The sequence below is a fragment of the Amycolatopsis echigonensis genome (assembly GCF_014174495.1).
Taxonomy (GTDB): domain Bacteria; phylum Actinomycetota; class Actinomycetes; order Mycobacteriales; family Pseudonocardiaceae; genus Amycolatopsis; species Amycolatopsis echigonensis.
The window spans coordinates 109,400-132,743 of record NZ_JACJHR010000016.1; the positions used below are offsets into that span (position 1 = coordinate 109,400).

26 protein-coding genes and 1 pseudogene are annotated in these 23,344 nt (G+C 68.2%); 9 read left to right on the top strand and 18 right to left on the bottom strand.

Going from position 1 to position 23,344, the window contains the following annotated elements; genetic code table 11:
* Positions 1-9 precede the first annotated feature (9 nt).
* The 4 genes from H5411_RS14030 to H5411_RS14045 are packed head-to-tail and all read right to left on the bottom strand — an operon-like array spanning position 10 to position 3,840.
* The gene (locus tag H5411_RS14030; protein ID WP_101435377.1) at positions 10-1,053 is read right to left on the bottom strand and encodes an ABC transporter permease; all 1,044 of its coding nucleotides are present in this window, start codon (positions 1,051-1,053) and stop codon (positions 10-12) included.
* Positions 1,053-1,817 (bottom strand): ATP-binding cassette domain-containing protein, encoded by a 765-nt coding sequence (locus tag H5411_RS14035; protein ID WP_101435376.1) that lies wholly within the window; start codon positions 1,815-1,817, stop codon positions 1,053-1,055. The genes H5411_RS14030 and H5411_RS14035 overlap by 1 nt, the downstream gene beginning before the upstream one ends.
* Positions 1,814-2,860, bottom strand: coding sequence for a class I mannose-6-phosphate isomerase (locus tag H5411_RS14040; RefSeq protein ID WP_101435375.1), 1,047 nt, complete (start codon positions 2,858-2,860; stop codon positions 1,814-1,816). The genes H5411_RS14035 and H5411_RS14040 overlap by 4 nt, the downstream gene beginning before the upstream one ends.
* A complete protein-coding gene (locus H5411_RS14045; protein WP_101435374.1) occupies positions 2,857-3,840 on the bottom strand; it encodes a LacI family DNA-binding transcriptional regulator in 984 nt (327 codons plus the stop codon). The genes H5411_RS14040 and H5411_RS14045 overlap by 4 nt, the downstream gene beginning before the upstream one ends.
* Before the next feature lie 318 nt (positions 3,841-4,158).
* Here H5411_RS14045 and H5411_RS14050 point away from each other — a divergent pair, with 318 nt between their 5' ends.
* Together H5411_RS14050 and H5411_RS14055 are read left to right on the top strand one after the other, a co-directional pair.
* Positions 4,159-7,416 (top strand): GH92 family glycosyl hydrolase, encoded by a 3,258-nt coding sequence (locus H5411_RS14050; protein ID WP_183124016.1) that lies wholly within the window; start codon positions 4,159-4,161, stop codon positions 7,414-7,416.
* An 81-nt stretch (positions 7,417-7,497) separates the two neighbouring features.
* Positions 7,498-8,745: pseudogene (locus H5411_RS14055) on the top strand (GH92 family glycosyl hydrolase); the annotation flags it as partial.
* A 272-nt stretch (positions 8,746-9,017) separates the two neighbouring features.
* Here the strand turns inward: H5411_RS14055 and H5411_RS14060 are convergent.
* Positions 9,018-9,779 (bottom strand): GntR family transcriptional regulator, encoded by a 762-nt coding sequence (locus H5411_RS14060; protein WP_183124017.1) that lies wholly within the window; start codon positions 9,777-9,779, stop codon positions 9,018-9,020.
* 104 nt (positions 9,780-9,883) lie between these two features.
* On the opposite strand from H5411_RS14060, the gene H5411_RS14065 reads away from it, so the two are divergent.
* From H5411_RS14065 to H5411_RS14095, 7 genes are all read left to right on the top strand, one after another.
* On the top strand, positions 9,884-10,210 hold the full coding sequence (locus H5411_RS14065) for a hypothetical protein (RefSeq protein ID WP_183124018.1): 327 nt from the start codon (positions 9,884-9,886) through the stop codon (positions 10,208-10,210).
* Entirely contained in the window at positions 10,210-10,575 is a 366-nt protein-coding gene (locus H5411_RS14070; RefSeq protein ID WP_246368957.1) for a transposase family protein, read from the top strand. Before H5411_RS14065 ends, H5411_RS14070 begins: the two co-directional genes overlap by 1 nt.
* Positions 10,562-10,744, top strand: a complete 183-nt coding sequence (locus H5411_RS14075) for a hypothetical protein (RefSeq protein ID WP_183124019.1) — start codon at positions 10,562-10,564, stop codon at positions 10,742-10,744. The genes H5411_RS14070 and H5411_RS14075 overlap by 14 nt, the downstream gene beginning before the upstream one ends.
* A gap of 346 nt (positions 10,745-11,090) precedes the next feature.
* Positions 11,091-11,399 (top strand): type VII secretion target, encoded by a 309-nt coding sequence (locus H5411_RS14080; protein ID WP_183124020.1) that lies wholly within the window; start codon positions 11,091-11,093, stop codon positions 11,397-11,399.
* Positions 11,399-13,066: an alpha/beta hydrolase gene (locus H5411_RS14085; protein ID WP_183124021.1), complete on the top strand. Its 1,668-nt coding sequence runs from the start codon at positions 11,399-11,401 to the stop codon at positions 13,064-13,066. The genes H5411_RS14080 and H5411_RS14085 overlap by 1 nt, the downstream gene beginning before the upstream one ends.
* Before the next feature lie 89 nt (positions 13,067-13,155).
* Complete coding sequence (locus H5411_RS14090) at positions 13,156-13,569, top strand: hypothetical protein (protein WP_246368958.1); 414 nt, start codon at positions 13,156-13,158, stop codon at positions 13,567-13,569.
* A gap of 57 nt (positions 13,570-13,626) precedes the next feature.
* Entirely contained in the window at positions 13,627-14,022 is a 396-nt protein-coding gene (locus H5411_RS14095) for a DUF2510 domain-containing protein (protein WP_246368959.1), read from the top strand.
* Positions 14,023-14,093: 71 nt separating this feature from the next.
* Here H5411_RS14095 and H5411_RS14100 read toward each other — a convergent pair whose 3' ends face one another.
* The 13 genes from H5411_RS14100 to H5411_RS14160 all read right to left on the bottom strand — a co-directional run bounded on the left by H5411_RS14100 (position 14,094) and on the right by H5411_RS14160 (position 23,298).
* Entirely contained in the window at positions 14,094-14,312 is a 219-nt protein-coding gene (locus H5411_RS14100; RefSeq protein ID WP_183124022.1) for a hypothetical protein, read from the bottom strand.
* A complete protein-coding gene (locus H5411_RS14105) occupies positions 14,309-15,067 on the bottom strand; it encodes an N-acetylmuramoyl-L-alanine amidase (RefSeq protein ID WP_183124023.1) in 759 nt (252 codons plus the stop codon). The genes H5411_RS14100 and H5411_RS14105 overlap by 4 nt, the downstream gene beginning before the upstream one ends.
* Positions 15,068-15,070: 3 nt before the next feature.
* Positions 15,071-15,301 carry a hypothetical protein gene (locus tag H5411_RS14110; RefSeq protein WP_183124024.1) on the bottom strand — a complete coding sequence of 77 codons (231 nt, stop codon included), beginning with the start codon at positions 15,299-15,301 and terminating at the stop codon, positions 15,071-15,073.
* The gene (locus H5411_RS14115; RefSeq protein WP_183124025.1) at positions 15,298-15,870 is read right to left on the bottom strand and encodes a hypothetical protein; all 573 of its coding nucleotides are present in this window, start codon (positions 15,868-15,870) and stop codon (positions 15,298-15,300) included. Before H5411_RS14115 ends, H5411_RS14110 begins: the two co-directional genes overlap by 4 nt.
* A 14-nt stretch (positions 15,871-15,884) precedes the next feature.
* The gene (locus H5411_RS14120) at positions 15,885-16,598 is read right to left on the bottom strand and encodes a hypothetical protein (RefSeq protein WP_183124026.1); all 714 of its coding nucleotides are present in this window, start codon (positions 16,596-16,598) and stop codon (positions 15,885-15,887) included.
* Positions 16,595-17,737, bottom strand: a complete 1,143-nt coding sequence (locus tag H5411_RS14125; protein WP_246368965.1) for a DUF5047 domain-containing protein — start codon at positions 17,735-17,737, stop codon at positions 16,595-16,597. The genes H5411_RS14120 and H5411_RS14125 overlap by 4 nt, the downstream gene beginning before the upstream one ends.
* Positions 17,737-19,158, bottom strand: a complete 1,422-nt coding sequence (locus tag H5411_RS14130) for a hypothetical protein (RefSeq protein ID WP_183124028.1) — start codon at positions 19,156-19,158, stop codon at positions 17,737-17,739. The genes H5411_RS14125 and H5411_RS14130 overlap by 1 nt, the downstream gene beginning before the upstream one ends.
* Positions 19,155-21,257, bottom strand: a complete 2,103-nt coding sequence (locus tag H5411_RS14135; protein ID WP_183124029.1) for a phage tail family protein — start codon at positions 21,255-21,257, stop codon at positions 19,155-19,157. Before H5411_RS14135 ends, H5411_RS14130 begins: the two co-directional genes overlap by 4 nt.
* Positions 21,257-21,751 (bottom strand): hypothetical protein, encoded by a 495-nt coding sequence (locus H5411_RS14140; RefSeq protein ID WP_183124030.1) that lies wholly within the window; start codon positions 21,749-21,751, stop codon positions 21,257-21,259. Before H5411_RS14140 ends, H5411_RS14135 begins: the two co-directional genes overlap by 1 nt.
* A gap of 196 nt (positions 21,752-21,947) precedes the next feature.
* Positions 21,948-22,229, bottom strand: a complete 282-nt coding sequence (locus H5411_RS14145; RefSeq protein WP_183124031.1) for a hypothetical protein — start codon at positions 22,227-22,229, stop codon at positions 21,948-21,950.
* A gap of 67 nt (positions 22,230-22,296) precedes the next feature.
* Positions 22,297-22,752, bottom strand: a complete 456-nt coding sequence (locus H5411_RS14150; protein WP_183124032.1) for a hypothetical protein — start codon at positions 22,750-22,752, stop codon at positions 22,297-22,299.
* 13 nt (positions 22,753-22,765) lie between these two features.
* On the bottom strand, positions 22,766-23,134 hold the full coding sequence (locus H5411_RS14155; RefSeq protein WP_183124033.1) for a hypothetical protein: 369 nt from the start codon (positions 23,132-23,134) through the stop codon (positions 22,766-22,768).
* The gene (locus tag H5411_RS14160; protein WP_183124034.1) at positions 23,131-23,298 is read right to left on the bottom strand and encodes a hypothetical protein; all 168 of its coding nucleotides are present in this window, start codon (positions 23,296-23,298) and stop codon (positions 23,131-23,133) included. The genes H5411_RS14155 and H5411_RS14160 overlap by 4 nt, the downstream gene beginning before the upstream one ends.
* Between the last annotated feature and the right edge of the window lie 46 nt (positions 23,299-23,344).

Sequence of the window (23,344 nt, forward strand, 5' to 3'; positions counted from 1 at the left end):
GGGACCGATTCAGCGGGAGTTGCGCTTGCGACGGCGGCGCTGGTCGAACCACACCGCCGCGATCAGGACCGCGCCGACCGCGATCATCTGCCAGAAGTCCTGCACGTGCGTGATGTTGAAGCCCTTGTTCAGCACCGCCGGGATGAACACCCCGATCACCGTGCCGAGCATCGAGCCGACGCCGCCGAAGAGGCTGGTGCCGCCCATCACCGTCGCGGAGATGGCATTGAGATTGTCGGTGGTGTGTGCCGAGATCGTGGTCGACGCGTAGTAGGCGAGCGACATGAAACCCGCGATCCCGGCGAGGAAACCGGTGAGCAGGTACACCTTCAGCAGGTGCGCGGTCACGCCGATGCCCGACCGTCGCGCCGCTTCGGCGTTCGAGCCGACAGCGAACGTGTAGCGGCCGAACCGCGTGGTGTGCAGCAGCCACGCGCCGATCAGCGTGATCACCACGGCCACCAGCACGAGGTTCGGGATCCCGCCGAACGACGTGCCGTAACCGAGGACCTTGTTCAGTTCGGTCGGCACGCTGCGCACGTCCGACCCGCCGTTGAGCAGGAGCGACACGCCGAGCGCGGCGCCCATGGTGCCGAGCGTGACGATCAGCGGCGGGATGCCCGCCACCGCGATGAGGAACCCGTTGATCAGGCCCCAGACCGCTCCCGCGAGCACCGCCGCGACCAGCCCGGCGGTGATCACGCCCCAGCCGGCGTGCGAGGCGTCGCCGCCGCTGAGCGCTTCCATGGTCTTGCCCGCGACCATGCCGGCGAAGATCAGCACCGATCCGACGGACAGGTCGATGCCGGAGGTGATGATCACGAACGTCATGCCGACCGAAAGCACCAGCAGCACGGACGTTTCGATCAGCAGCGTCTGGAAGGTGAACAGGGTCGCGAACTCGGCCGGTGCGATGGCGGTGAACACCGCGATCAGCGCGATCAGCACCAGCGCGATCCAGAATGTGTTGGCCCCGACGAGCCGTTTCCCCAGCGGAGGCTTGGCGAACTCGCCGTCCACAGTGGTCTGGATGTCCTTCGCCGGAGCACTCATCAGGCCGCCTCCTCCTGGACGAGGGCACCGGTCATGGCGGCGACCAGATCCTCGAGTTTCGTGTCCGCACCGGCGAACCGGGCGACGCGCTTGCCCTGCAGCAGCACCTCGATCCGGTCAGACACCGACAGCACCTCGGGCATGTTGTGGCTGATCAGCACCACCGCGATGCCCTTGTCCCGCACTTTCTTGATCACGTCCAGCACGCGTCCGCGCTGCCGCACGCCCAGCGCCGCGGTCGGCTCGTCCATGAACACGACCTTCGACGCCCACGCCACCGACCGGGCCACCGCGACGCTTTGCCGTTGCCCGCCGGACAACGAGCCGATCGACACTTCGGTGCTCTGCAGCGTGACGCCGAGCTTCTCGAACTCGGTGACCGCCTGCCGCCGCATCTCCGCTTTGTCGAGCATGCCGAGCTTGCCCAGCAGGCCCTTGCGCGGGATTTCCCGGCCGAGGAACAGGTTCGCCGCCGGATCGAGGTCCGGCGCGACCGCGAGGTCCTGGTACACGGTCTCGATGCCGAGACGCCGCGCGGCCACCGGCGAGTCCAGGTGGACTTCCGTGCCGTCGAGCAGGATCCGGCCCGACGTCGGCTGTTCGGCCCCGGACAGGCATTTGACCAGCGTCGACTTGCCCGCGCCGTTGTCGCCGATCAACGCCGTGACCTCGCCCGCGCGCGCCTGGAAAGACGCGCCGCGCAAGGCTTCCACCGAACCGTAGTGCTTGGTCAGGTCCACCGCGTCGAGCAGGATTTCGCTCATCCGGCATGGCTCCTTTCCGGGGAAGGCGGACGGCACCGGACCACGGTGAGCGAGCCGGACAGTTCCGTCTGGCCCGCGGAGAACGGCACCGCGTAGGTGTCGCCCTTGGCCACCGGGAACTCGCCGCCGTGCTCGGTGCGCAGGGTGCCCTCGCCGTCGAGCGCGACGAGCACGCTGAACGACGGTTCGAGGGAGAAGGCGTTGCCGGACAGCTGAATCCGGTCGGCGCGGAAGAACTCCGCCGAGTCCGGCGCGAGCAAGTCCACTGTGGTCGCTTCGTCGCCGGAGGTGTGCTTCACGATCGTCTTGAGCCGGTCGTCGTCCCAGCCCGACGTGTCGAGCGTTTCGAGCGCGGTGTCGAAGCCGATCCCGAGATGGCCCTTTTCCGGCGAGGCAAGGAAATCACGCCACTCCAGAGTCAGCGAGAAGTCCGTCGGCTGCTGAAGCTCGACCACGAACACGCCCTCGCCGATCGCGTGCGGCAGCCCGGCTGGGATGTAGACCGTGTCCCCGGCCCGCACCGGGATGCTGTTGAGCGCCCCCAGCATGCTCGGTGCGTCCTGTTCGCGAGTCCACTCGGCGACGGTTTCCTTGCTCAGCGTCTCCCGGAAACCCGGGTACACGCGCGGGTCGTCGCCGTAGGTGCCGACCACGATCCACGCCTCGGTCTTGCCGAAGTGCGAGTCGAAGTGCTTGCGGGCAAAGGAATCCGACGGGTGGAAGTGCACCGGAAGCCGCTGTCCGGCGTCGAGCAGCTTGACCAGCAGGCCGGTCGAGTCGCCGAGCTTCGCGACGTGCGCCGCGCCCAGCCACGCCTCGGCGTCCGCGCGGACCGCGTCGCGCAGCCAGATCCCGCTGGGCAGCTTGGTGAGACCGTTCGTTTCCTGGCCGAACATGGTGGTGACGGAACCGACCCAGTCCTCCGGCCCGAACTTCGAGTCGGTGCCGCTGGCCCCGCGCAGGGCGGCGATCGCGTCGCCGCCCCGGTAGAACTGCGGCGGCTGGTTGGCCGGGAGCGCGACCGGTTCGAGGTGCTTGGTCACGGGGCGGCCTCACCGGAACCGCGGGCGACGAGGTGCACAGGCAGAACTACCTTTCTCGGGGCGGATTGATCGCCTTGGATGCGGGCGAACAGCAGCTCGGCCGCTGCGTGCCCGAGGGCGCTGACGTCGTGGGCGATCACGGTGACCGGCGGGTCGAGCAGGTCCGCCAGTTCGAAATCGTCGAAGCTCACCAGCGCGGGCCGGTGCTCGGCGTGCGCGAGCGCGCGCAGCAGGTGCACCGCGACCCGGTTGTTGCCCGCGATCACGGCGGTGGCCGGATTCGGCCCGCCGATCAGCTTGCGCACGGCCTGGCCCACGGTTTCCGGCGTCGGCGTCTGCATCGCCACGAGGCTCTCGTCGTAGGAGATCCCGTTGCGCACACAGCCTTCCCGGAACCCGCGGAGGCGTTCGGCGGCGGTGAAGATGTCCGGGCTGTCGCCGAGGAACGCGATCCGGCGGTGGCCGTGCCGCACCAGGTGGCTGACCGCCTCGATGGTGCCGCCGAGGTTGTCCACGAGCACGGTGTCGGCCACGATGTCGCCGGCCGGGCGGTCGAGGAACACCACCGGCGTGCCCGCGCGCATCTCCGGCACCAGATAGCCGTGCTGCAGCCCGGCGGGCACGATCAGCAGCCCGTCCACGCGCCGCGCGCAGAATTCCAGCGACAGCTCGCGTTCGCGGTCGGAATTCTCGCCGGACGACCCGGTCAGCACGTGCCTGCCGAAGGACGTCGCGATCCGTTCCACCGCGCGGTTCAGCTCGGAGTAGAAGGGGTTGCCGACGTCCTCGACGACCAGGCCGATGGTGCCGGTGGTCGAGCCGCGGCGCAGGTTGCGGGCGCCGAGGTTGCGGCGGAACCCCAGCTGTTCGATCGCGGCCACCACGCGTTCGGCGGTGTCCGGATGCACCGCGGGCTCGTCGTTGACGACCCGCGACACCGTTTTGATGCTGACGCCGGCCAGCCGGGCCACATCGCTCATCGTGGCCCGCCTGCTGGCGGGGCGGGGAAGCCCGTCCGCGTCCCGGCCCGAGTGAGACAACGTTGTCATAATGCGGGGGATTGGACACCATCCGCCGGTGCGCTGTCAATGCCCGCCGATCCGCGCTGCCCGCTTCGACGAATCCGCTGGTGCGGATGGTGGACATCGTTGTCTCGAATCGGACAGGCTCTCACCGCGGTCTTGACGATCCGGTGAGTCATTGCCCAAGGTGGCCCGCATCGACGGTGCGCGACAAGGTTGTCATCGATGCCTCGAAGGCCGGTGACGGCGGGTTCGCGCCGGACAACTGGAGAGGCGATGGCGATGGCGCGAGCGCGCTGGAGAGCCGGACTGATCTTCCTGACCTCGGCGGTCGTGGCGACAGGGGCGTCCCTGGCCCCCGCCGCCCCCGCACTGGCCGATCCCGCGGCGAGCGCCGCGAAACCCGCTGACCTGGCGAAGTGGGTGAACCCGTTCGTCGGCACCCGGCCCGGCGGCGCCGACCACGGAACCGGCGGCGGCGCGGGCAACACCTTCCCCGGCGCGGTGGTGCCGTTCGGGATGGTGCAGTGGAGCCCGGACACGAAGAAATCCCAGCCGGGCGGGTATTTCTACGACGACAACACGATCACCGGGTTCAGCCTCACGCACCTTTCCGGCGCGGGCTGCACCACGTATCAGGACCTGCCGTTCATGCCGTACGTCGGCGAGATCAGCACGTCGCCCGCGACCGATCCGGGCCACTACACCTCGACCTTCGACCACAAGAACGAGCACGCGACCGCCGGCGCGTACGACGTCGCCCTCGACAACGGCGCGAAGGTCGAGCTGACCGCGACGCAGCGCACCGGTTCCGGACGGTTCACCTACCCGGCGGGCGCGGCGTCCACGTTGCTGGTCAACACTTCCGGCTCGGTCAACGGCACCGACGACGCGTCGATCACCATCGGCAAGGACACCATCAGCGGCTGGGCGACCAGCGGCCGGTTCTGCGGCGCGAAGGACTCGTACCGGGTCTACTTCTCGGCGAAGTTCGACACTCCGTTCGAGTCCGTCGGGACGTGGAAGAACGGCGCGGTCACGCCGGGCAAGACCGCGGAGACCGGCGGTGCCAAGGCGAAGGTCGCGCAGCCCAACGGCATCGGTGCTTCCCTGGCGCGCCCGGCGGCGGCGAAACCGCAGGATACGACCGTCAGCGGCCCGGGCAGCGGCGGGTATGTGACGTTCCCGAACCTCAACGGCGCACAGGTCAACGTCCAGGTCGGACTGTCCTTTGTGTCCGTCGACGGGGCGAAGGCGAACCTGAAGGCGGAGAACAACGGAACGAAGCCGTTCGACGCGGTGGCCGCTTCCGCGCGGCAGGCGTGGAACGACCAGCTCGGCAAGATCCAGGTCAGCGGCGGCAGCGACGCCGACACCACGACGTTCTACACCTCACTGTACCACTCGCTGATCCAGCCGAACGTCTTCTCCGATGCGGACGGTCGCTATCCAGGCTTCGACGGCCGGATCCACCAGGCCGAACGCGGCCACGCGATGTACACCAACATCTCCGGCTGGGACATCTACCGTTCCGAGGTCCCTCTGCTGGCCACGATCGCTCCGAAGCAGACCTCGGACCTCGTGCGCTCGATGATGGCCTTCGCCGAACAGGGCGGTTCGTGGGACCGCTGGACCGTGGCGAACGACTACACCGGCGTGATGAACGGGGATCCGTACCACATCATCGTTTCCAGCGCCTACGCGTTCGGCGCGCGTGACTTCGACGCGCAGAAAGCGTTGCTGCTCATGATCAAGGGCGCTACGCAGCCGACGCAGGGTTACGTCGAACGGCCAGGTCTGCAGGACTACCAGCGCCTCGGCTACGTGCCCGGCGCGGCGGCGGACACCCTGGAATACACGAGCGCGGACTTCGCCATCGCGCAGTTCGCGAAGCGCCTCGGCGACAGCGCCACGTACACGACGTTCATGAAGCGGGCGCAGTACTGGCAGAACCTCTACAACCCGGGCAGCGGACACCTGCAGCCGCGCAACGCGGACGGCTCGTTCTCCGCGAACTACGATCCGTCCAGCTCGCAGGGCTGGGTCGAGGGCAACGGCGCGCAGTACGACTGGATGGTTCCGTACGACCTCGCCGGTCTCGTGACCGCCTTCGGCGGCAACACCGCTACGCAGTCGCGTTTGGACACATTCTTCACGAAGCTGAACGCCGGACCCCATGAGCCGTATGCGTTCCTGGGCAACGAGCCGAACTCGAACGCGCCGTACGTGTACTCGTTCGCCGGTGCCCCGGCGAAGACGCAGAACATCGTGCGCCGGGCGATGGACGAGCTGTACAACCCGCGTCCGGAAGGCCTGATCGGCAACGACGACCTCGGGCAGATGTCGTCCTGGTACGTCTGGTCCGCGCTCGGCGTCTATCCGGAGATCCCGGGCCGCGCCGAAACCGTGCTGACCACGCCGCGCTTCGCGCACGCCGAGGTGACCACCGGAGCGGGCAAGAAGATCACCGTCAACGCTCCCGGCACCGGTGAATACACCAGCAGCCTGAACGTGAACGGCAGTGCGGCCAGCAAGGCGTGGCTGCCGGAAGGCCTGCTTTCGCAGGGCGGCAAGCTGGACTTCACCCGGTCGGCGACCGCGACCGCGTGGGGTTCCGCTCCGGCCGACGCGCCGCCGTCGTTCCGCGAGCAGGAGAAGCCGAGCCTGTCCTTTGTGGACCCGGCACGCGCGGTGGTGCCCGCTGGCACGACCTCGACCGCGTCGGTGGGCGTGCAGGATCTGTCCGGCACCGCGAGGACCTGGACCTACTCCGCGGGGAGCGCGGACGGCATCACGCTGACGCCCGCGACCGGTTCCGTCCAGGTCCCGGCGGCGGGCAAGGGTCGTGCCCAGGTGACGGTGAGCGTTCCGGCGGGCACCTCCGACGGTCCGCGCCGGATCCCGGTCACCTTCTCCTCGCCGGGGCTCGCGGACGTGCAGGCGGTGCTGACTGTCCTGGTCGCGAAGCCGAACAGCTGGCTGGCCACAGTGGACAACACCGGTCTGTCGCCGGACTCGAACCCGGCGGCGGGGAACTTCGACGGCGGCGGCTGGAGCTACTCCGCGGACGCGCTGGCCGCTGCCGGAGCCAAGCCGGGCAGCACGGTGTCGAGCGACGGGCTGAACTTCACCTGGCCGTCGTACCCGGTGGGCGACCCGGACAACGTCGTGGCCGCGGGCCAGACGATCAACCTGTCCGGCTCGGGACGGCTCGCACTGCTCGGCTCCGCCAGCAACGGCAACGCGCAGGGCACGCTCACTGTCACTTACACCGACGGCAGCACATCCACTGCCACCATCGGGTTCTCTGACTGGACCCTCGGCGGCGGCGGAGCGCAGCCGGCGTTCGGCAACCGGATCGTCCTGTCCACCCCGTACCGCAACTCCGCGGGCGGCGACCCGCAGCAGATCCGCACGATGGTGTTCGCCACCGCGCCGATCACGCTGGACGCGGGCAAAACCGTCGCGAGCGTGACGCTGCCGAGCGGCGTCAGCGGCGGAGACCTGCACGTCTTCGCGATCGCCGCGGGCTGACCCACTCGTTCCGTGAAGGGCTCCTTGCGGGAATCTGATTCCCGCAAGGAGCCCTTCACGGACTTTTCCCAGAGGAGTCCCATGAGGAGCAGAGTTTTGACGGGCGCGATGGCGCTCGCGGTGGCCGCCGCGGCGCTGACGCCCGTGGCGGCGCAAGCACGTCCGGCCGATGCGCTGGACGCGGTCAACACGTTCATCGGCACGCAGGACGAGGGCAACACGTTCCCCGGTGCGTCCGCGCCGTTCGGCATGGTCCAGTCCAGTCCGATCACCACGCACTACGCGGGATACCTCTACACCGACACCGCGATCCGCGGCTTCGGCCATTTCTTCCTGTCCGGCGCGGGCTGCTGGGAACAGGGCGGCCTGGTGTCCATGCTCCCCACGACCGGTGACGTCGGCCCGGGTGCGGCGTTCGACACCAGCAAGCCCGCGACCTTCGACCAAGCCAAGTATGCCGCGCCGTACACGCACGAAGGCGAAGTCGGCAAACCTGGCTACTACAAGGTGCATCTCACCGGCTACGGCGGCATCGACGTCGAAACCACCGCGAGCACGCGCAGCGGCGTCGAACGGTACTCGTTCGCGAAACCCGGTCCGGCCAACGTTTTCGTGAACGTCGGGCAGGCCAACGCGAAGGAGCCGGTCAGCGGAAGCAGCGTCCGGATCGTCGACGACCACACCATCGCGGGCACCGTCGAATCACAGGCCTTCTGCGGCGGCAAGCCGTACACCACTTACTTCACCACGAAATTCGACCAGCCGTTCTCGTCCTACGGCACCTGGTCGCCGGACGGCGGCACGCCCGGCAGCCGCTCGGCACAAGGCGGCGCGGGCCTGCGCGGCGCGTGGCTGACCTTCCCGAAGGGCGGCCAAGTCACTGCCACCACGTCGCTTTCCCAAGTGGACGCTCGCGGCGCGGACACGAACCTCGCCGCCTCGCGCGTCCTTCCGTTCGATGCCGTGAAAAACGACGTCCAGCGCGCCTGGCGACGTGAACTGTCCAGTGTGGACATCACCGGCGGCACCCCGGACGACCGCACGGTTTTCTACACCTCGCTCTACCACGCCTTCCTGCAGCCGCTGACCGCGAACGACGCCGACGGCCGGTACTACGGATTCGACAAGAAGATCCACCGCGCGGTCGGCTGGACGTACTACGACTTCTTCTCCCTCTGGGACACCTACCGCTCGCAGAACCAGCTGCTCGCCCTGGTGAAACCCGACCGGGCCCGCGACATCGCGAAGAGCATTCTCGCCATCCACGAGCAAGGCGGCTGGCTCCCGCGCTGGGCGTATGCGAGTCAGGAAACGAACACCATGACCGGCATTTTATTCGGGTCGCACCGTTTGGAGCAACGGGGCGCTGGACGCGCCTAACTGCCGCCGCCCCGCTGACCACCTGACTTACAGCGCCTACGCCGTCTTGAGCAGGCCCATCCGGGAGGCCATGCCTCGGACGTTGCGCGCGACGTCCTCGCGCCGGGCACGGGCGAGCACGGTCGAGATGATGTCGCGAACGAACGGGTTTTGCTGGGTACAGAAGAAGAGTGGGGCCCTGGCCGCGAATGCGGCCAGGGCCCCACTCTTCTTCAGAGACGTCAGTCAGCAGGCCATTCGTACGACAACTCGTAGCGGTCGCCCGCGAGGATCATGTCGTTCATCTCCAGCGGTGTGCCGTCCTCGCCGTACGCAACGCGCGTCACGGTCACGACTGGAACGCCTTCGGCCAACTGGAGAAGCGATGTCTCGTCCGGCGTCGGCATCCGCGCGCCGACGTGTTCGACGAACGACCCGAGCCGATGCCCGGCGTCCTCCAGGCGGGCGTAGGCACCGCCGGGCCCGGTGTCGACGTCCTCGATTGCGGTGCCGCGCGTCAGCTCGCGAGGGAGGCGCGACACCGCGAGTTGGACCACCAGCCCATCGGCACGCATCACCCGGTCCCGCACCGTCACTTCGGCGCCCTCGTCGATCGCAAGATGCTGGGCCGCGCGAGCGTCAGCCTCCTCGAATCGGATCTTCACTGACGACGACGGCGTGAATCCGCGGGTGGCGGCGTCGGCGAGGAACGCGCCGCGGTTCTGCGTCCTCGCTTCGCGCGACAGCCGCGACCGGGCGATGCGCTGGATGCTCGCCGGCGGCCGGACGAACACGCCTCGCCCGTGCTCGCTCGTGACGAGTCCTTCGGCGCGAAGCATGTCGACGGCGTCGCGGATCGTCGGCCGGGACACGCCGTACGTCTCGACCATTTCGCGTTCGCTCGGCAGCTGGTCACCGGGCGAGTAACTGCCCGCGGTGATCTTCTCGCGCAGATCTGCCGCGACCTGTCGGAATGCGGGAACACCGCTTCTGCGATCCACCATGCCCCCAGTATCGCACTGGATAACTTGCCTTGACCAGTTTTGGTCCCTATGGCACCGTGTATGGCCAAGACATCATAACCAGTGATCAGGGCGATGCGGAGGCGATGATGGGCGTGCTGTGCGGCGAACTGTCCGCTGAGGACGCGGCCGCGGAGATCGCTGTCCACCTGACACCGACGCGTACGTCGGAGCTGGCGTTGCGGGTGCACGCCGACCCGACCGCGGCGAACCGGAAGACGGCGCACCGCTATTGGAAGCGGGAGCTGGCCGATCCGTCGGTGCGGTGGCTGATTCCCTGGTGCTCGGCCGACGACCCCTACCCAGAGCGGCACGAGCGCGGCGAGATCGACCTGACCGGGTTCGTGGACGCCGAGTGGTGCCACGGCTGCACCGGGCTCGGTTCGCTGGGACCGGACGGGAGGTTCCGGTGATGGCCTTCGTTCAGCACCCGGTCGTCACGGCCGGAGACCGGCTGGTCCGCGCTGCCGACATGGTCGCCGAGTACAACAACGGGGCAAGCCAGACCGAGATCGCGAACAAGTACGGTCTGTCGCTGTCGTGGACGGGACGCCTGCTGCGCCAGGCAGGGGCGCAGCTGCCGCCAATCCGTCAGGGCGTGAAGCGCACCGACCTCAAGCACGCCGTGATCGTGCGCCAGTACCTCGTCACGGAAGCGAGCATCCGGAAGATCGCCGCCTACCACGGCACCTCCTACGGGACGATCCGTCGCATCCTCCAGCGCCATGGCGTCGTCCTCCGACCGCACGGAGGTGCCAACCGCCGTGTCCGACGCTGACCAGCCGCTCACGCCCGACGACGAGGCCGACCTCGCGCTGATGCGCACGCCGCGCGGCCCGGGCGAGCCGATCCCCGAGGAGGAGATGCAGGCCGCGGCGCGCTACGTCCGGCGGCACTACAAGCGGGACCAGGTCACCGCGCCCTGGTCGCACCAGGGGCGGCGGTGACGGCCGCGCAGTCACCGCTCACCTGATCTCCCTGCCGTCTCGTAGCCGCAGAGGCAGGGTGCGCGCCCTTTCCCTCGGTCGGTGGAGGGCGCGGGGCGGCGGACAGGAGCGCGGTACCTCCCTCCGCCGCCCACCCATACTGCCCGGCCGTCGCGCTTCCCCCGACGTTGCGCGGCGGCCGGGCCACCACTCGCGCACGACGGGATGAGTAGAACTACTCACCCCCGGGTTGAGGAGTTCTGCGCGTTTCCCCTGATCACACCCCCCGTACCGGGCAGGGCACATTGATCCAAGTTGCGTTTGTCCCGTAGCGTGACTGGACCGCTACAGGGGAAAGGGGAGGCTGATGGGGTTTGCGACGGTGCCGGCCGCGCTGAGAGCGGCGGGCGGGTCGGCCGGGGCGAAGGCTGCCGGGCTGCGCCGGGCCGACTGCGCCGGGCCGGTCGGGCGACTCGGCGGAGCGGTGCGAGGCGGCAAGGCCGCGCCAGCGGCCGAGCACTGCCGGGAATCGCTGTCCACGACGTTCACGCAGTGGTGCTCTCAGGCCCAGCGGTTCGGCGAGAATCTGGGGGTCGCGGCCGACCGGTACGAGAAGGGCGACCACGCCGCGGCCGGGGTGTTCCCGGCCCCGCCGACCATGCGGGGGCCGCGCTGATGGTGTCGCTGGCTGATGTCCGCTCCTGGAACCCCGGCGTGCTGGACGAGATCTGTTCCGACCTGCAAGCCCGCGTGAAGGTCCTGGTCAACGAGGGCGAGGACTACGGCAAGCTCCTGCCGGTCGAGGGCTGGAGCGGCCCGGCCGCCGACGCCGCGGCCGCCCAGCACAAGACCCACATGCAGGGCCTGGACACCTACGTCGCCGGAGCCTCCGCCTTGAGCAAGGCGGTCGGGCAGGCCGCCGACGCGATCCTCGGCGTGCAGGCCGCCATCAAGAACGCCGACGAACTGGCCCGCAAGTACGGATACGCGATCACCGCCGACGGCGCGATCACCTGCGCCTACGGCGGAAACCCGCCACCGGAGATCAACCCGCAAGACCGGGCACACGCACGGCAACAGCTCGCCGACGACCTCGCGCAGATCATGCGCACCGCCGACGACATCGACAGCGACCTAGCGTCCGTCCTCGACCGGGCCGCAGCGGGCCAGTTCGGCACCGGCAATGAATCCACGGTTGCCGCCGCGGCCGCCGACGGGCTGAAGGATCCCGGGCTGACACTGCCCGAACCGCCCGCGAACGCGACCCCGTCGCAGAACGCCGCCTGGTGGGCCACCCTCTCCGCGGCCGGGAAGGGCATCCTGTTCCGCGACCGGCCGGGCGCGATCGGCTCGATGGACGGACTGCCCGCAGTCGACCGCGACCGCGCGAACCGGGCCGTCCTCGCTCAGCGGCACGCCGACCTGCAACGCCAGCGCGACGCCATCCAGCACCGGCTGGACCAGATCGAAGGCACCGACCCCCGGCTGATGGGCGAGGTCGACGACCTCAAACAGCAACGCGAGACGCTGGACGGAAAGCTCAAGGGCATGGATGCCATCCAGCAGCGACTGGACCACCAAGGCGAAGGCAAGTCCCCAGCGTTCTTGCTGAAGTTCGACGACGCCGGGCAGGGGCGCGCCATCGTCGCCATGGGCAATCCCGACACGGCCGCGAACGTCGCGACCTATGTGCCCGGCACGGGGTCGGAACTGTCCAAAATCGAAGGCGACCTAGGCCGATCAGATCTCATGGAAGCGGCAGCAGAGAAGGCCGGATCCCCGTCCACGTCTGTCATCACCTGGCAGGGCTACGACGCGCCTCCCGGGCTGATCAACGCGGCCTCGACCAGCTACGCCGACAACGGCAAGCAGGCGTTGACCGGCTTCGAAGAGGGACTGCGCGCAAGCCATCAGGGCACCCCGTCGAACAACACCCTCCTCGGCCACAGCTACGGCACCACTCTCGTCGGACACGCCGCCAGCAGCACCCACCTGCCTGTCGACAACATCGTCCTCGTCGCCAGCCCCGGAGTCGGAGTCGACCACGCCGCACAACTCAACATTCCGCCCGACCACGTCTTCTCCACCACCGCGGAACACGACCTGATCAACGTTACGAACTTTTCACGCCAGCTCGACGGGAGCGGCGCACTGCTCGATCCGCTCGGCCCCAGTCCTACAGACCCTGAATTCGGCGGGAAAACGTTTCAATCCGCTCCCGGCACCGAAGGGTCATGGTGGCTGGACGGCAACAGCAGCGAAGCGCACAGCCAGTACTGGGATCGAGGCAACCAATCCTTGACCTCGATGGGCCAGATCATTGCCGGAAAGCAGCCGAACTGAACATGAACCTTCGCACACGCGCCGCGACAGCCGTCGTCGTATCCTTGCTGGTCACAGTAACCGGATGCGGAAAGGAAAGCGGATCCGGAATGAAGAACACGATCACAATCCAAGAAGCGAACCAGCGGGTCGATGCTTACATCCAGCAAGTGAAATCAGCACTTTCGGCCACGCTGAAGCCAAAAGGAAGGGACACCGAACAACCCTGCGATGACCCCAGCGACAACGGACCGCGGGGAAGGCTGATAGCTGGTCGAAGCTATCAGCTGACCGACATAAAGAACAATTCGGTTGCATCGTACTTCGAAAAGTTCAAAGCCTGGTCACAGCAAAACAACTTCCACATTCTCGCGGAGAAGCATAACCCAGAATATCTCTGGACAGAGAGGCGTGACGACGGCTTCCGGCTAGCCCTGCAATCAAATGATCTCGGCGAAATCTACCTGGACGGGTCCTCTCCGTGCGTGTGGCGCAACGGGACCCCCGAGCCGCAGCCGGAGTAGCCGTAGTGCCGGGTTTGCGCCGTCGGCCCGTCCTGCCGTGTAACGCGCAGTCATGCGATGACGACCAACCTGTACGGACGGAATCCGGACAGAAGGGGCGCGGGTCGTATGGGATTGATCCGGAAGACGCTGATGCTGGGCACCGGCGGCTTGGTTCGCGGGTCTTCGAAGAAGCAGCGGGTTGCGAAGGCGCAGCTCAACGAGCTGAGGAAGCAGACGCGCCTGGCCGAAAGCCAGGCAGGTGCGAACGATGCGCAAGGCTCGGGCTACGCCCCCGGGACGCTGGGCGATCGCCTGCACCAGCGCCGCCAGGCCAAGCAAGCTGCACCGGCGTCCGCTGGTGCCCCGCCTGCGCCCGAGCCGGGCTGGTACCCGGCAGCGCAGTACCCGGGCCATTCCCAGTGGTGGGACGGCGGCCGGTGGACAGACGCGTTCAACCCGCCGTTGCCGTAGCCCGCTCGGACACAGCTCCGCCCCGCCGCGCTTCCCCCTCGGTTGCACGGCGGGGCGGAATCGTGTCCGGCCTACTGTCGGTCGAGTCTGGCGACCGGCACGACACGGCGGCGGGCGAGGATGGTGGACAGGATCGAGCCGAGCACGCCGACAGTGGAGACGATGATGTTGATGGTCGTGTCCGGGATGGCGAGCCACCCGCCGGCCACGACGGCGACGAGGACCAGGCGCACGGCCTCGGCGAGCGACACCGGCTCGGTGCCGACCCGCGACTTCGGTTGCTCGCTCACTTCGCCTCCAGCTTCGCCGCCAAGGCGGTGACGGCGGCGTTCAGTCTGTCCACCGCGGCGCCGAGCGTGCTTACGTGGCCGATCAGGCGGCGGGTGTTTTCGCCAGCGTCATAGCCCCATTTGCCGTTGTCGGTCTTCCCTCCTCCGGTCGAGGCGTCGTCGTAGCGTTTGCCGACGACGGCGACGAGCAGATCTAGCTGTGCTGCCTGGTGCGGGGTCAAGTCGTCCTCCTCTGTTGCGGGCGTTGCGGCGACGCGGGCGCGGAATGCGCCCATGTCGAAGTTCGGGTCGGTCTTGCGTCCGTGCGGTGCGCAGACCTCCTTGTGGCCTAGCACCGCGGAGACCGGCAGGCCGAACGCGGCGCACAGCGCCTTGCACAAGCGCTCGTAGGCGTTGAGCTGGGCTTCCGGCCACGCGTCGGTGCCGGTCGCCTCGGCCTCGATCCCGACGCTGTAGGCGTTGCCCCACGATGGATTGCGCACGGCTCCGGCGTGCCAGCACAGTCCGGCGGCGACGACGTGCACCGTGCCGTCTCGGGCCAGCAGGTAGTGCGCGAGTGGTCCGGAGAGGTCCGGTCGTCCGTTCTGGACAACTCCCAGGGATGGCGTGTTACCGGTGCGGGCACCGGCGGTGTGATGGCAGACGATCGCACGCACGCCGGCCATCTGCCCGTGTCCGCGGGTGCGCCAGCCGGGTTGCTCCACCACGCGCAGCCCGGCAGACCGGGCGACCGCTGCGAGATTGGTCAGCATCATGGTTCAGCCTCCGAGGATCGCCGTTGCGAGTGCGCCCGCGGCTCCGCCGAGCGCGGTGCCTCCACCCAGTGCCATCCACACTTTCCGTTCCAACGCGCGAATCCGGGTCTCGTGGTCACTGTCGCGCTTCTCGATCGCGTCGACCTTTTCCACGAGCTTCGCCGCGATGTCTTTTGTCGCAAGCACTTGTTCGTAAATCCTGTCCAGAGTGATGGTCACGCCGTCGCTGCTCACGAGACCGCTCCCGAGTCCCGGACGACCATCTGCCGCCGGTTGTCCGCGTCGCCGCGGATGGTCCAGGTGCCACCGCCGTTGCCGCCGGTGATGTAGTTGCCCATCCGCACTTGCGCCGGGCCAGCGTTCAGACCGGACGCCGCGAGTTCGCTTCCCTTTGCCACGGCGGTGATCTGCGCGTAGTGGAACTTTCCCGATCCCCACACCGGGATGAGATACGGGGTTCCAACCAGCGGTGAGGTGTTCGACGGCGATCCGTTCGCCACCCGGAACGTGAAGCTCATGTACGGGTTCGCGGCCGTCGCGACGATGTTGCCCTGCCACTCGAATTCGTACCAGCGGTTCGGGTCGAACTCGAACGGCACGGAGTCGCCCATCACTTCCTGCTGGCCGCCGGTCGCGCCGGTCGTGTTGTAGATCGTCCGGCCGCGGATGCCGAGCGCGACCGACCGCAGCGCGGCGACGGTGTTCTCGACGTCGTCGGCCAGGTTCTTGATGTCGCGGGGGACGTTCGGGTCCTCGGTGATCGCCGGGTACCGGAACCCGAAAATCGGTGTCTTGAAAGGCATTCTGGGTTCCTTCCTCAGAACGGGATGACGGTCAGGACTCGGTTCTTCACTCGCGCCTTCAGCCCCTCCGTGCGCTCGGCGCGGTACTTCGCGGTGAACGTGTTGAGCCCGGGGTTGAGTCCCTGTTCCTTGGTCACGAGCGTGGATGCCATGACTGTTCCGCCGCCGTAGAGCGGCTCGAACTTGTACGCGTCGGTGACCGCGGTCTCCACTGGCGCGCTGGACGCCCCGCTGATCTCGACCGCCTGCCACACGCCGATAGTGGAAAACGCGCTGGCCGCCGTGCCGAAGATGTCCATCTCGAACGAGTGCATCACCAGGCAGCGACGCGACGATCCGATGTAGACCGATGCGCTCAGCCGAGCCGGAAGTTCGGCGAATCCGCCGCCGACGGGAATGTCGCCGCTTCCTTCAGGAACCCGAGACGATGCGATCTGGTTTCCCGCCCCGGCGCCGGGCGCACCGACTTTGCCGTTGACGAACCATTGCGTCCCGCGCCTGGTGATGTTGACGACCTCACCCGCACGGTAGCTGAGCCCGATCCCGCTTTGGACGACGCGCATGTTCGGGATGTCGGTTCCGTTGACCCGCACCACGTTCGTGCCGGAGATCTCGTCCCACGCGAGGATCTGCCCGGTGTAGTTGGACAGGTCTTCGCTGCCGGACGGGCCGCGGCCTGCCTCGGCGATCAGGGCGGCGAGCAGCGCGCCGTCGGTTCCGGCGATCACGGGGCCTCCAGGAATTGCTTGCGGGTGTCCATGCCCATGCTCGAATCGGGGGTGAGTCCGTAGGTGATCCGGTCGAGCACGTGGGTTTCGGGTTGGTCGCGTCCGTTGTCGACGGTGACGACGTCCCAGCCCTCTAAGGCGGGGTTCGGGACCGAGCCGAGCGACACCGAGTAGGGCAGGCCGGTCGCCTTCGCCAGCTGCGCGCGGGCCGCGCCTTCGCACTGTGCGACCGTGGTCATGAACGAGCTGCTGTAGTAGGTGGGGACCACGCCGAACGGGCCGAGCGCGTACGTCGGCGACGCGGGGTTGTTGTCGTAGGCGATCCCTTGCACCGGCGGGAGTTCGCCGACCGGCTCGCCGCGCGCCACGACGACGTTGTAGACCGAGTCGCGGGAGATCTCGCGCTGCTGGGAGACCAGCACGCCGTTCCGCCCGGCATTGACCGTCCACACCGGAGCGGACGTCGTGACGTCCGGGACCGGACGGACGGTGTACACGCCGCGGTAGTCGAAGTACGCGTGCATCCCGTACGCCGCAAGAAGGTCTTTGAGGAACGGGAGCCGGTCGTCGCCCATCACGTGCGCGGCCGCGAGCTTCGCGCCGTAGGCGTCCCAGTCCCCGTAGTCGGTGACCGCGGCGGGCAGCGCCTGCTGCACGACGGTGTCGATGCACGCGCCGACCGAACCGCCCGCGGAGAACACTTGCGGCGAGACGTTGCGCGTGTCCTTCACTTGCGCCATCCGGTCGGACGCGCCGATCTCGATCGGCCCGTCGGGCGCTTGCGCCTGTTTGACGCGGTCAATCCGGAAGTAGCCGAGTCCGACCCATTCGCGGGTGCCGGTGCCGTACTCGATGCCGCGTTCGACGTAGATCTCCTGCCCGTACGGGGTTCCCGCGGCGAACGGGTCGCCCGGCCACGGGTAGCGCGTGGTCAGCGCCAGCGTCGACTGCACGTCGGCGGTCATGTCGGCGGTCACGTCGCCCGCGCTGACCGGCAGCAGCCCGTCCGGGTCGCCGCCGGGGATCGCGAGCCCGGCCGGGGCGGTGCCGGTCTGGCCGGGCGCGACCAGCCGGGCGCGGGCGATCATCTTGTGCGACCCGCGCACCGACGCGAGGAAGGTCGCCGACACGGGCCGCATCACGGCACCACGATTTCGCCGTCGCTGATCTTGTCGACCAGCGCGGAGTAGTCGACCACGTCGGCAAGCACGCCCGCGTAGCTGGCGTACCCGTCGAGCACGTCCTGATAGGTGTAGGTGCCGCCGTAGATCGTGGGCGTGGGGGCCGCGACCTCTGTCATCGGCAGGGCGAGAAAGCGCCGGCGCCCGCGATGGCCCTGCTTGCTGCGGTCGATGTCGCCGACCACGACGTACGCCGTGGGGATGACCGCGCCGGGGTCGCATGCCTGCAAGAACATCGGCAGGCCGGAGAGCAGGCTGTTCTCGACGTCGTCGGCCTGCTGCTGCGATTCGGTCATCACGGTGAGGGTGAAGCGGCGCGACCCCTGCACGTCGCTGATCGCAACCGGCAGGGTCCGGCCGATGACGTCGTGGGTCGCGGTCCGTGACGGGCGGGTGATGCTGGAGATGTCGCTGACCACGATCCGCCGGTTCAGGCTCGGCCGCTGCGGGACCTTGATCCATGCGCCGGACAGCACCGGCGTCACGGAAGCGGTCCGCCGAAGCACGTACGGGGCCTTGCCGAACACGTAGGAGATGCCGACGTTGACGGCAGCCGCGCCGCCGGTGACGGTCAGCGTCCGCTGCGGCACGACCGGCGTCGCTGCGCCGATCACGGTGTAGTCCCAGTACATCGCGACGCCGGAGCCCAGTGCCGACGACGTCGACCCGATCGGGCCGTACACGGTGGACGGCGCCGCCGACGTCCACTCGCTGTCCTTCTTCGCCGCCCACAGGTTCAGCGAACCCGCAGGCGGGTTCGACACGGACGGCAGCGCGACGTCCTGCCCGCTGCCGGTCACGATGTTGGTCGCGGTCTGCGGCAGGTCCGCGTTGCGGTAGGCCATCACCTGTGCGATCACGTCGACGCCGGATGCCCCGCCGGTGACCGCGACGCTCGGCGCGGTCTCGTTGGCGGCCGCTCGTTTGGCACACAGCAGGTAGTCGCCGCGGTCGGTCAGCGTCGTCCAGCCCGCTGGCACGACGAGCGCGGGCGCGAACCCGGTTTTGCGCGCGACCGCGAACAACAGCAGGAGGTCCCCTTCGCGCCAGTCGTCCGGCAGACCGGGCGTCACCGTGTCGTTGTCCGCGGTCGCCGCAGTGCCAGGGTTGTCCACGCCGATGATCGGTCCGCCGTCCGCTCCGGACACCCGGTAGGTGTTCTCGGCACCGGCAGTGAATTCGTAGTCGTCCACGTGTCCGCCGCCGCGCGACACGGGTACCGTGTCGCCGCCGCGCACGACCGACCATCGGATGCCGTCGGTCGAGCGCTCCACCCGGGCACTGTCCACAGCGGACGGGAATCCGGTCCAGGACACGCGGACGCGGGACAGGTCGTCAAGGTAGGTCGCGGACACCGCGGGGGCGGCTGGTGCGGTCATGCCATGCTCCCTGTTCCCGCTCCGGCCAAGCGCCGGACCTGTCCGGTGGTGCGGTCGATCGCGAAGCGGATTCGCTCAGAGATACCTTCACCAAGGTCAAGGTTTAGTGTAACTTCGGTTGCCCCGCCGAAGGTTTGGGCATTGGACACGACGCGCCCGGTCTGGCCGGGCACGAAAAGCTCGGGGCCGCGCTCGCCGACCAGATGCACCTTTCCCGCCTGCGCGGTGCCGCCCTTGGCCAGGTGCGGGATCTTCGGGATTCCGGGTGCGCCCGTCCACGTCCAGGCGCGGGAGATGATTCCGGTTGCGTCGTTGATGCGGTCGATGGCCCAGTTCAGTGCCGACTTCAGCCCGTTGGTGATGCCTTTCCAGACTCCGGAGAAGAACGATCCGACGTTCCGGAACACGTTCTTGATCCAGTTCCAGGCGTCGCCGAACCAGCTCTTCATGATATCGATGGTCCGGCCCAGCGTGCTGGTGATTCCGTTCCACACGCCCGAAAACCATCCGGTCACGCCCGACCACACGCCCTTGATGAAATCCCAGACGTCGGAGAATCGGTCTCCGATCCACGTCGCCGCCGCAGAGATCGCATCCTTGATGGCGTTGAAGATCCCGAGAAAGAAGTCTTTGATGGGAGTCCAGTAGGTGATGATCGTGGCGACGATGGCGATCAGTGCGCCGATCGCAAGGATGATCAGCCCGATGGGATTCGCGTTCAAAGCGATGTTCAGCGCCCACTGTGCGGCCGCCCAGATGCCGAGCGCGGCCACCAGCGGCGTGATCCAGGACGTGTTCTGCGCGATGAACGTCGCGACGTTCTGGAGGATCGGCGCGAGGAACTGGATCACCGGGACCAGCACGCTCGACAAGGTCGTCGCGAGATCGGCGAACGCCTTCGCCAGCGGAGGAATCGCGGGTGCGAGGCCGCGGAGCACCGCGCCGAGAACCTGGCCGACTTGGGCGCCGACGGTGGCCAGCCCCTGGAACAGTCCGACCAGTGCGGTCTGTCCGTCGGCGGAGTGCACGAAGTCGTTGACGTTCTTCAGCAGCGGCCCGATCGTGCCGGACAGGTCTGAGCCCGCCTGCCGTGCCGCGGAGAAGATCCCGCCGATGATGCCGCCGAGGTCGCGCAGGACCGCGCCGAACGACGCGAACCCGTCCAGCGCGTTGCGGATGAACTGCTCCAGCTGCCCGGACTGCGCGAGGCTGTCTATCCAGGTCTTGAACCGCTCGCCGACGTCGCCGAGCCCGGCGGTCAGTTCCTTCAGCACCGGCATCGCGGTGGCGCCGATCTGCACGAACGCGGCGGCCACCGGGGCGAGGAACGCGCCGAGGTTCTTCACGACCGACGACGTCTCGATCAGGATTCCCTGGATGTTCCGGGTGGCTTGGGCGGTCTTGAGGTAGAGGGTCAGCCGGGTGAACGCCTGCCCGGCCGCCATCGCGACCGAGCGGAACCCGGTCTCCAGTTGCGGCAGCAGACCTGCCAGGTTCTTGATGCCGGGTTCCAGGCCCTTTCGCAGGCTGTCCGACACCTGCGACTTCAGCGTGTCCAGCGTCGGCTTCAGCGCCTCGAATGCTTTTTTCGCGCCGTCCGCGCCGAGCTTTATCGACCCGAGCACGCCAGCGAAGGCGAAACCGCCGGCCGCCAGAAGCGGCATGGTGCCCGCCAGGGCCAGGAACGACGCGTGCAGCGCACTGCCTGCCGCGTTGCCGAGCGCGAGCGCCGACGACAACGCGGACAGCAGCATCAGCACGCGCGCCAGCGACGCCCCGGCCGCCGCCGCCCCGGAGACGAGCGGACCGGTCATCGACGCGATCTTTCTGCGGTTCTCGGCGAACAGCCTGCCCACCGCAGACAGCGCGAGACCGAATCGCTGCCAGCGGGTGCGGGAGTCCTCGATGTTCTTCGCCAGCTTGGAGAACTTGTTGTTGGACGCTTCGGCGGCACCGGCGACGCGGTTCAGCTCGGCCTGGTTTCGCTGAAGCTCTCGCTTCATGAGGTCCAGTTCGGTGCGCGCGGCGACGGCCGCCTTCGCCAGTCCCTTGGTGCTGCCGTCGAACTTGATGCGGACGGTGCGTTCCCCGCTGGCCATTACGCTCCCCTGTTGAAGTCGCGGACGATCTGATTCGCCGCGGCGTGCCACTCGGCCGCAATCGTGGCCTGGTTCTGTTCCACCACCGGGAAGAACGCGTACGCGTCGATTCCTCTGTGGACACGGTATTGACGGCCGGTCGAGGCGTTGTAGCGCGCGTTCCGGTACCAGCCCGACGACACGGTCATTCCGAAGATCGAGCCGAACAGGACTCCGTAGGCGGGCGTGCGGTTGCGTCCGACGCGCCTGGACCCGCCGATCTGGATCGCGGGAACCCGGTCCCGGACGACTCTGGTCGTGGGTGCGACCAGCTTGCCCTGCGGGCCGCCGTGCGCCGCGACGTCGGCCGCGGCTTTACCGGCGAGTTTCTGCGCGAGCTTGCCGGAGTGGTCCCGCAGCGCGTCGCTTGCGTCCTTGGACAGGGCGCGGAACGCGGCCAGCACCTCGCGTGCGCCGGACAGTTCCAGCTTCACCACCAGCGCGGTTTTCGCCACTCCGGGACCTCCTCCTAGCCTGACATCTGTGCTCCGGCGCCGCCCCAGTGGCGGCGCTGCGGCCTGGTGCCGACGCTGTTTCGCCGGTTGTCCTCCTCCACCAGATGGACCATCGTGGCCAGCGAGCGACCGTCCATGTCGGACAGGTCTGCGGGTGATATGCCTGTCACCAGAGCAAGTTCGATGATCGTGCGGCTCAGGCTGCCGCGCGGCCAGGGTCCGAGGCATCGGTCTCCCCGTCGCCGACCGGCATCACGTCGTAGCGCAGCTCGAATTCGGCCAGCTCCGCGGGGGTTTCCGAGTGGTGGACGCGCATCGCGATGTGCGCGAGCTGGTACAGCTGCGCCATCGACACGCCGTCGTCTTCCATTTTGGAGAACGGGATTCCGGTGAGCCGTTCGAACACGAGCAGCTGTCGCGGCTTCACGGTGATGATCCGGTCGAAACCGTGGTCGTCGGTGATGTGCAAGTCGAGCATGGTTTTCCCTTTCCAGGCAGGGCCGTGCTGGGGGAACCTGGCTTCCCCCAGCACGGGGATCAGTGGGTCAGACGCCAGGGGTGCCCGAGTCGGGCGGGTTCTGCGGGTCGATCGGGCCGCGGCCGTACTGCGGTTCGCCGATGAGCTGGAACGTGATTTCGGTTTGCTCGTTGTCGCCGCGGTCGCCGCCGACGGGGGCGGGCTGGACCTTGAGCTTCCCGGTCCAGTGCACGTGTTCGGTCTCGATGTCGTAGTGGTGCTCGATCCCGAATTCCGCTTCGGTGCCGCGGTTCTTCCACAGGAAGTCCTCGAAGCCGTCAGCGACCCATTTCGAGTAGGTGGTGATCTGAAGGGTGGGCTGGTCGTCGGTTTCGCCGATCGCCGCGCCGTCCGGGCAGTAGGTGTAGATGAAGTCGCCGTCCTGCACGCCCGGGTCGAGCTTCCAGCTCGCGAGCTGGCACTCGACCTGCACGGTGCCGATTTTCAGCTTCAGCAGCTTCAGCCGTCGCACGGTAAGCGACATGCGTTTCTCCTTGCTAGAGGCCGACGTCGACCGTGATGGCGTACGTCGGGAGTTGGGTGCCGCCCTGCTGAAGCAGGCCCGGCGACGCGGACGAGACGACGAACGGCGTGCCGTCCGCGATGGACTTGACAACCGGCTCGACCAGTTCGAACAGCCGCGCGGTCGAGTACTGGTCGAAGGGGACGACCAGGTGCACGACGAACGACGCGGACGACGGTTCGCCGCCGCAGAAGCCGGCCCACTCCACCGACGGCGGCGAGATCACCGCGGCCGCGGGTCCGCCCGCCGTCGCGCCCGGGTCGTCGTAGACGCGCCCGTCCAGCGCGGCGACCGTGGACAGCGCCGCCTTCAGCCGGGCAACGGCGTCTTGAACCTTGGTCATGCGAACACCGGCCCCCGGAAGCGGCCGATGCCGAGCAGGCGCTCGATGTCCGGGTCGAACGACGGTATCCGCGCCGACCCCAGCTCGCCCATGTCGATCAGTGCCTCCGGCGAGCGGCGGCGCGCGAACTCGCGCGCTGCCAGCCGGACGGTTCCGAGAGACAAGGTACAAGATCACCACCGAAGGCCACTCGCTCGACCTGCGCCCGCA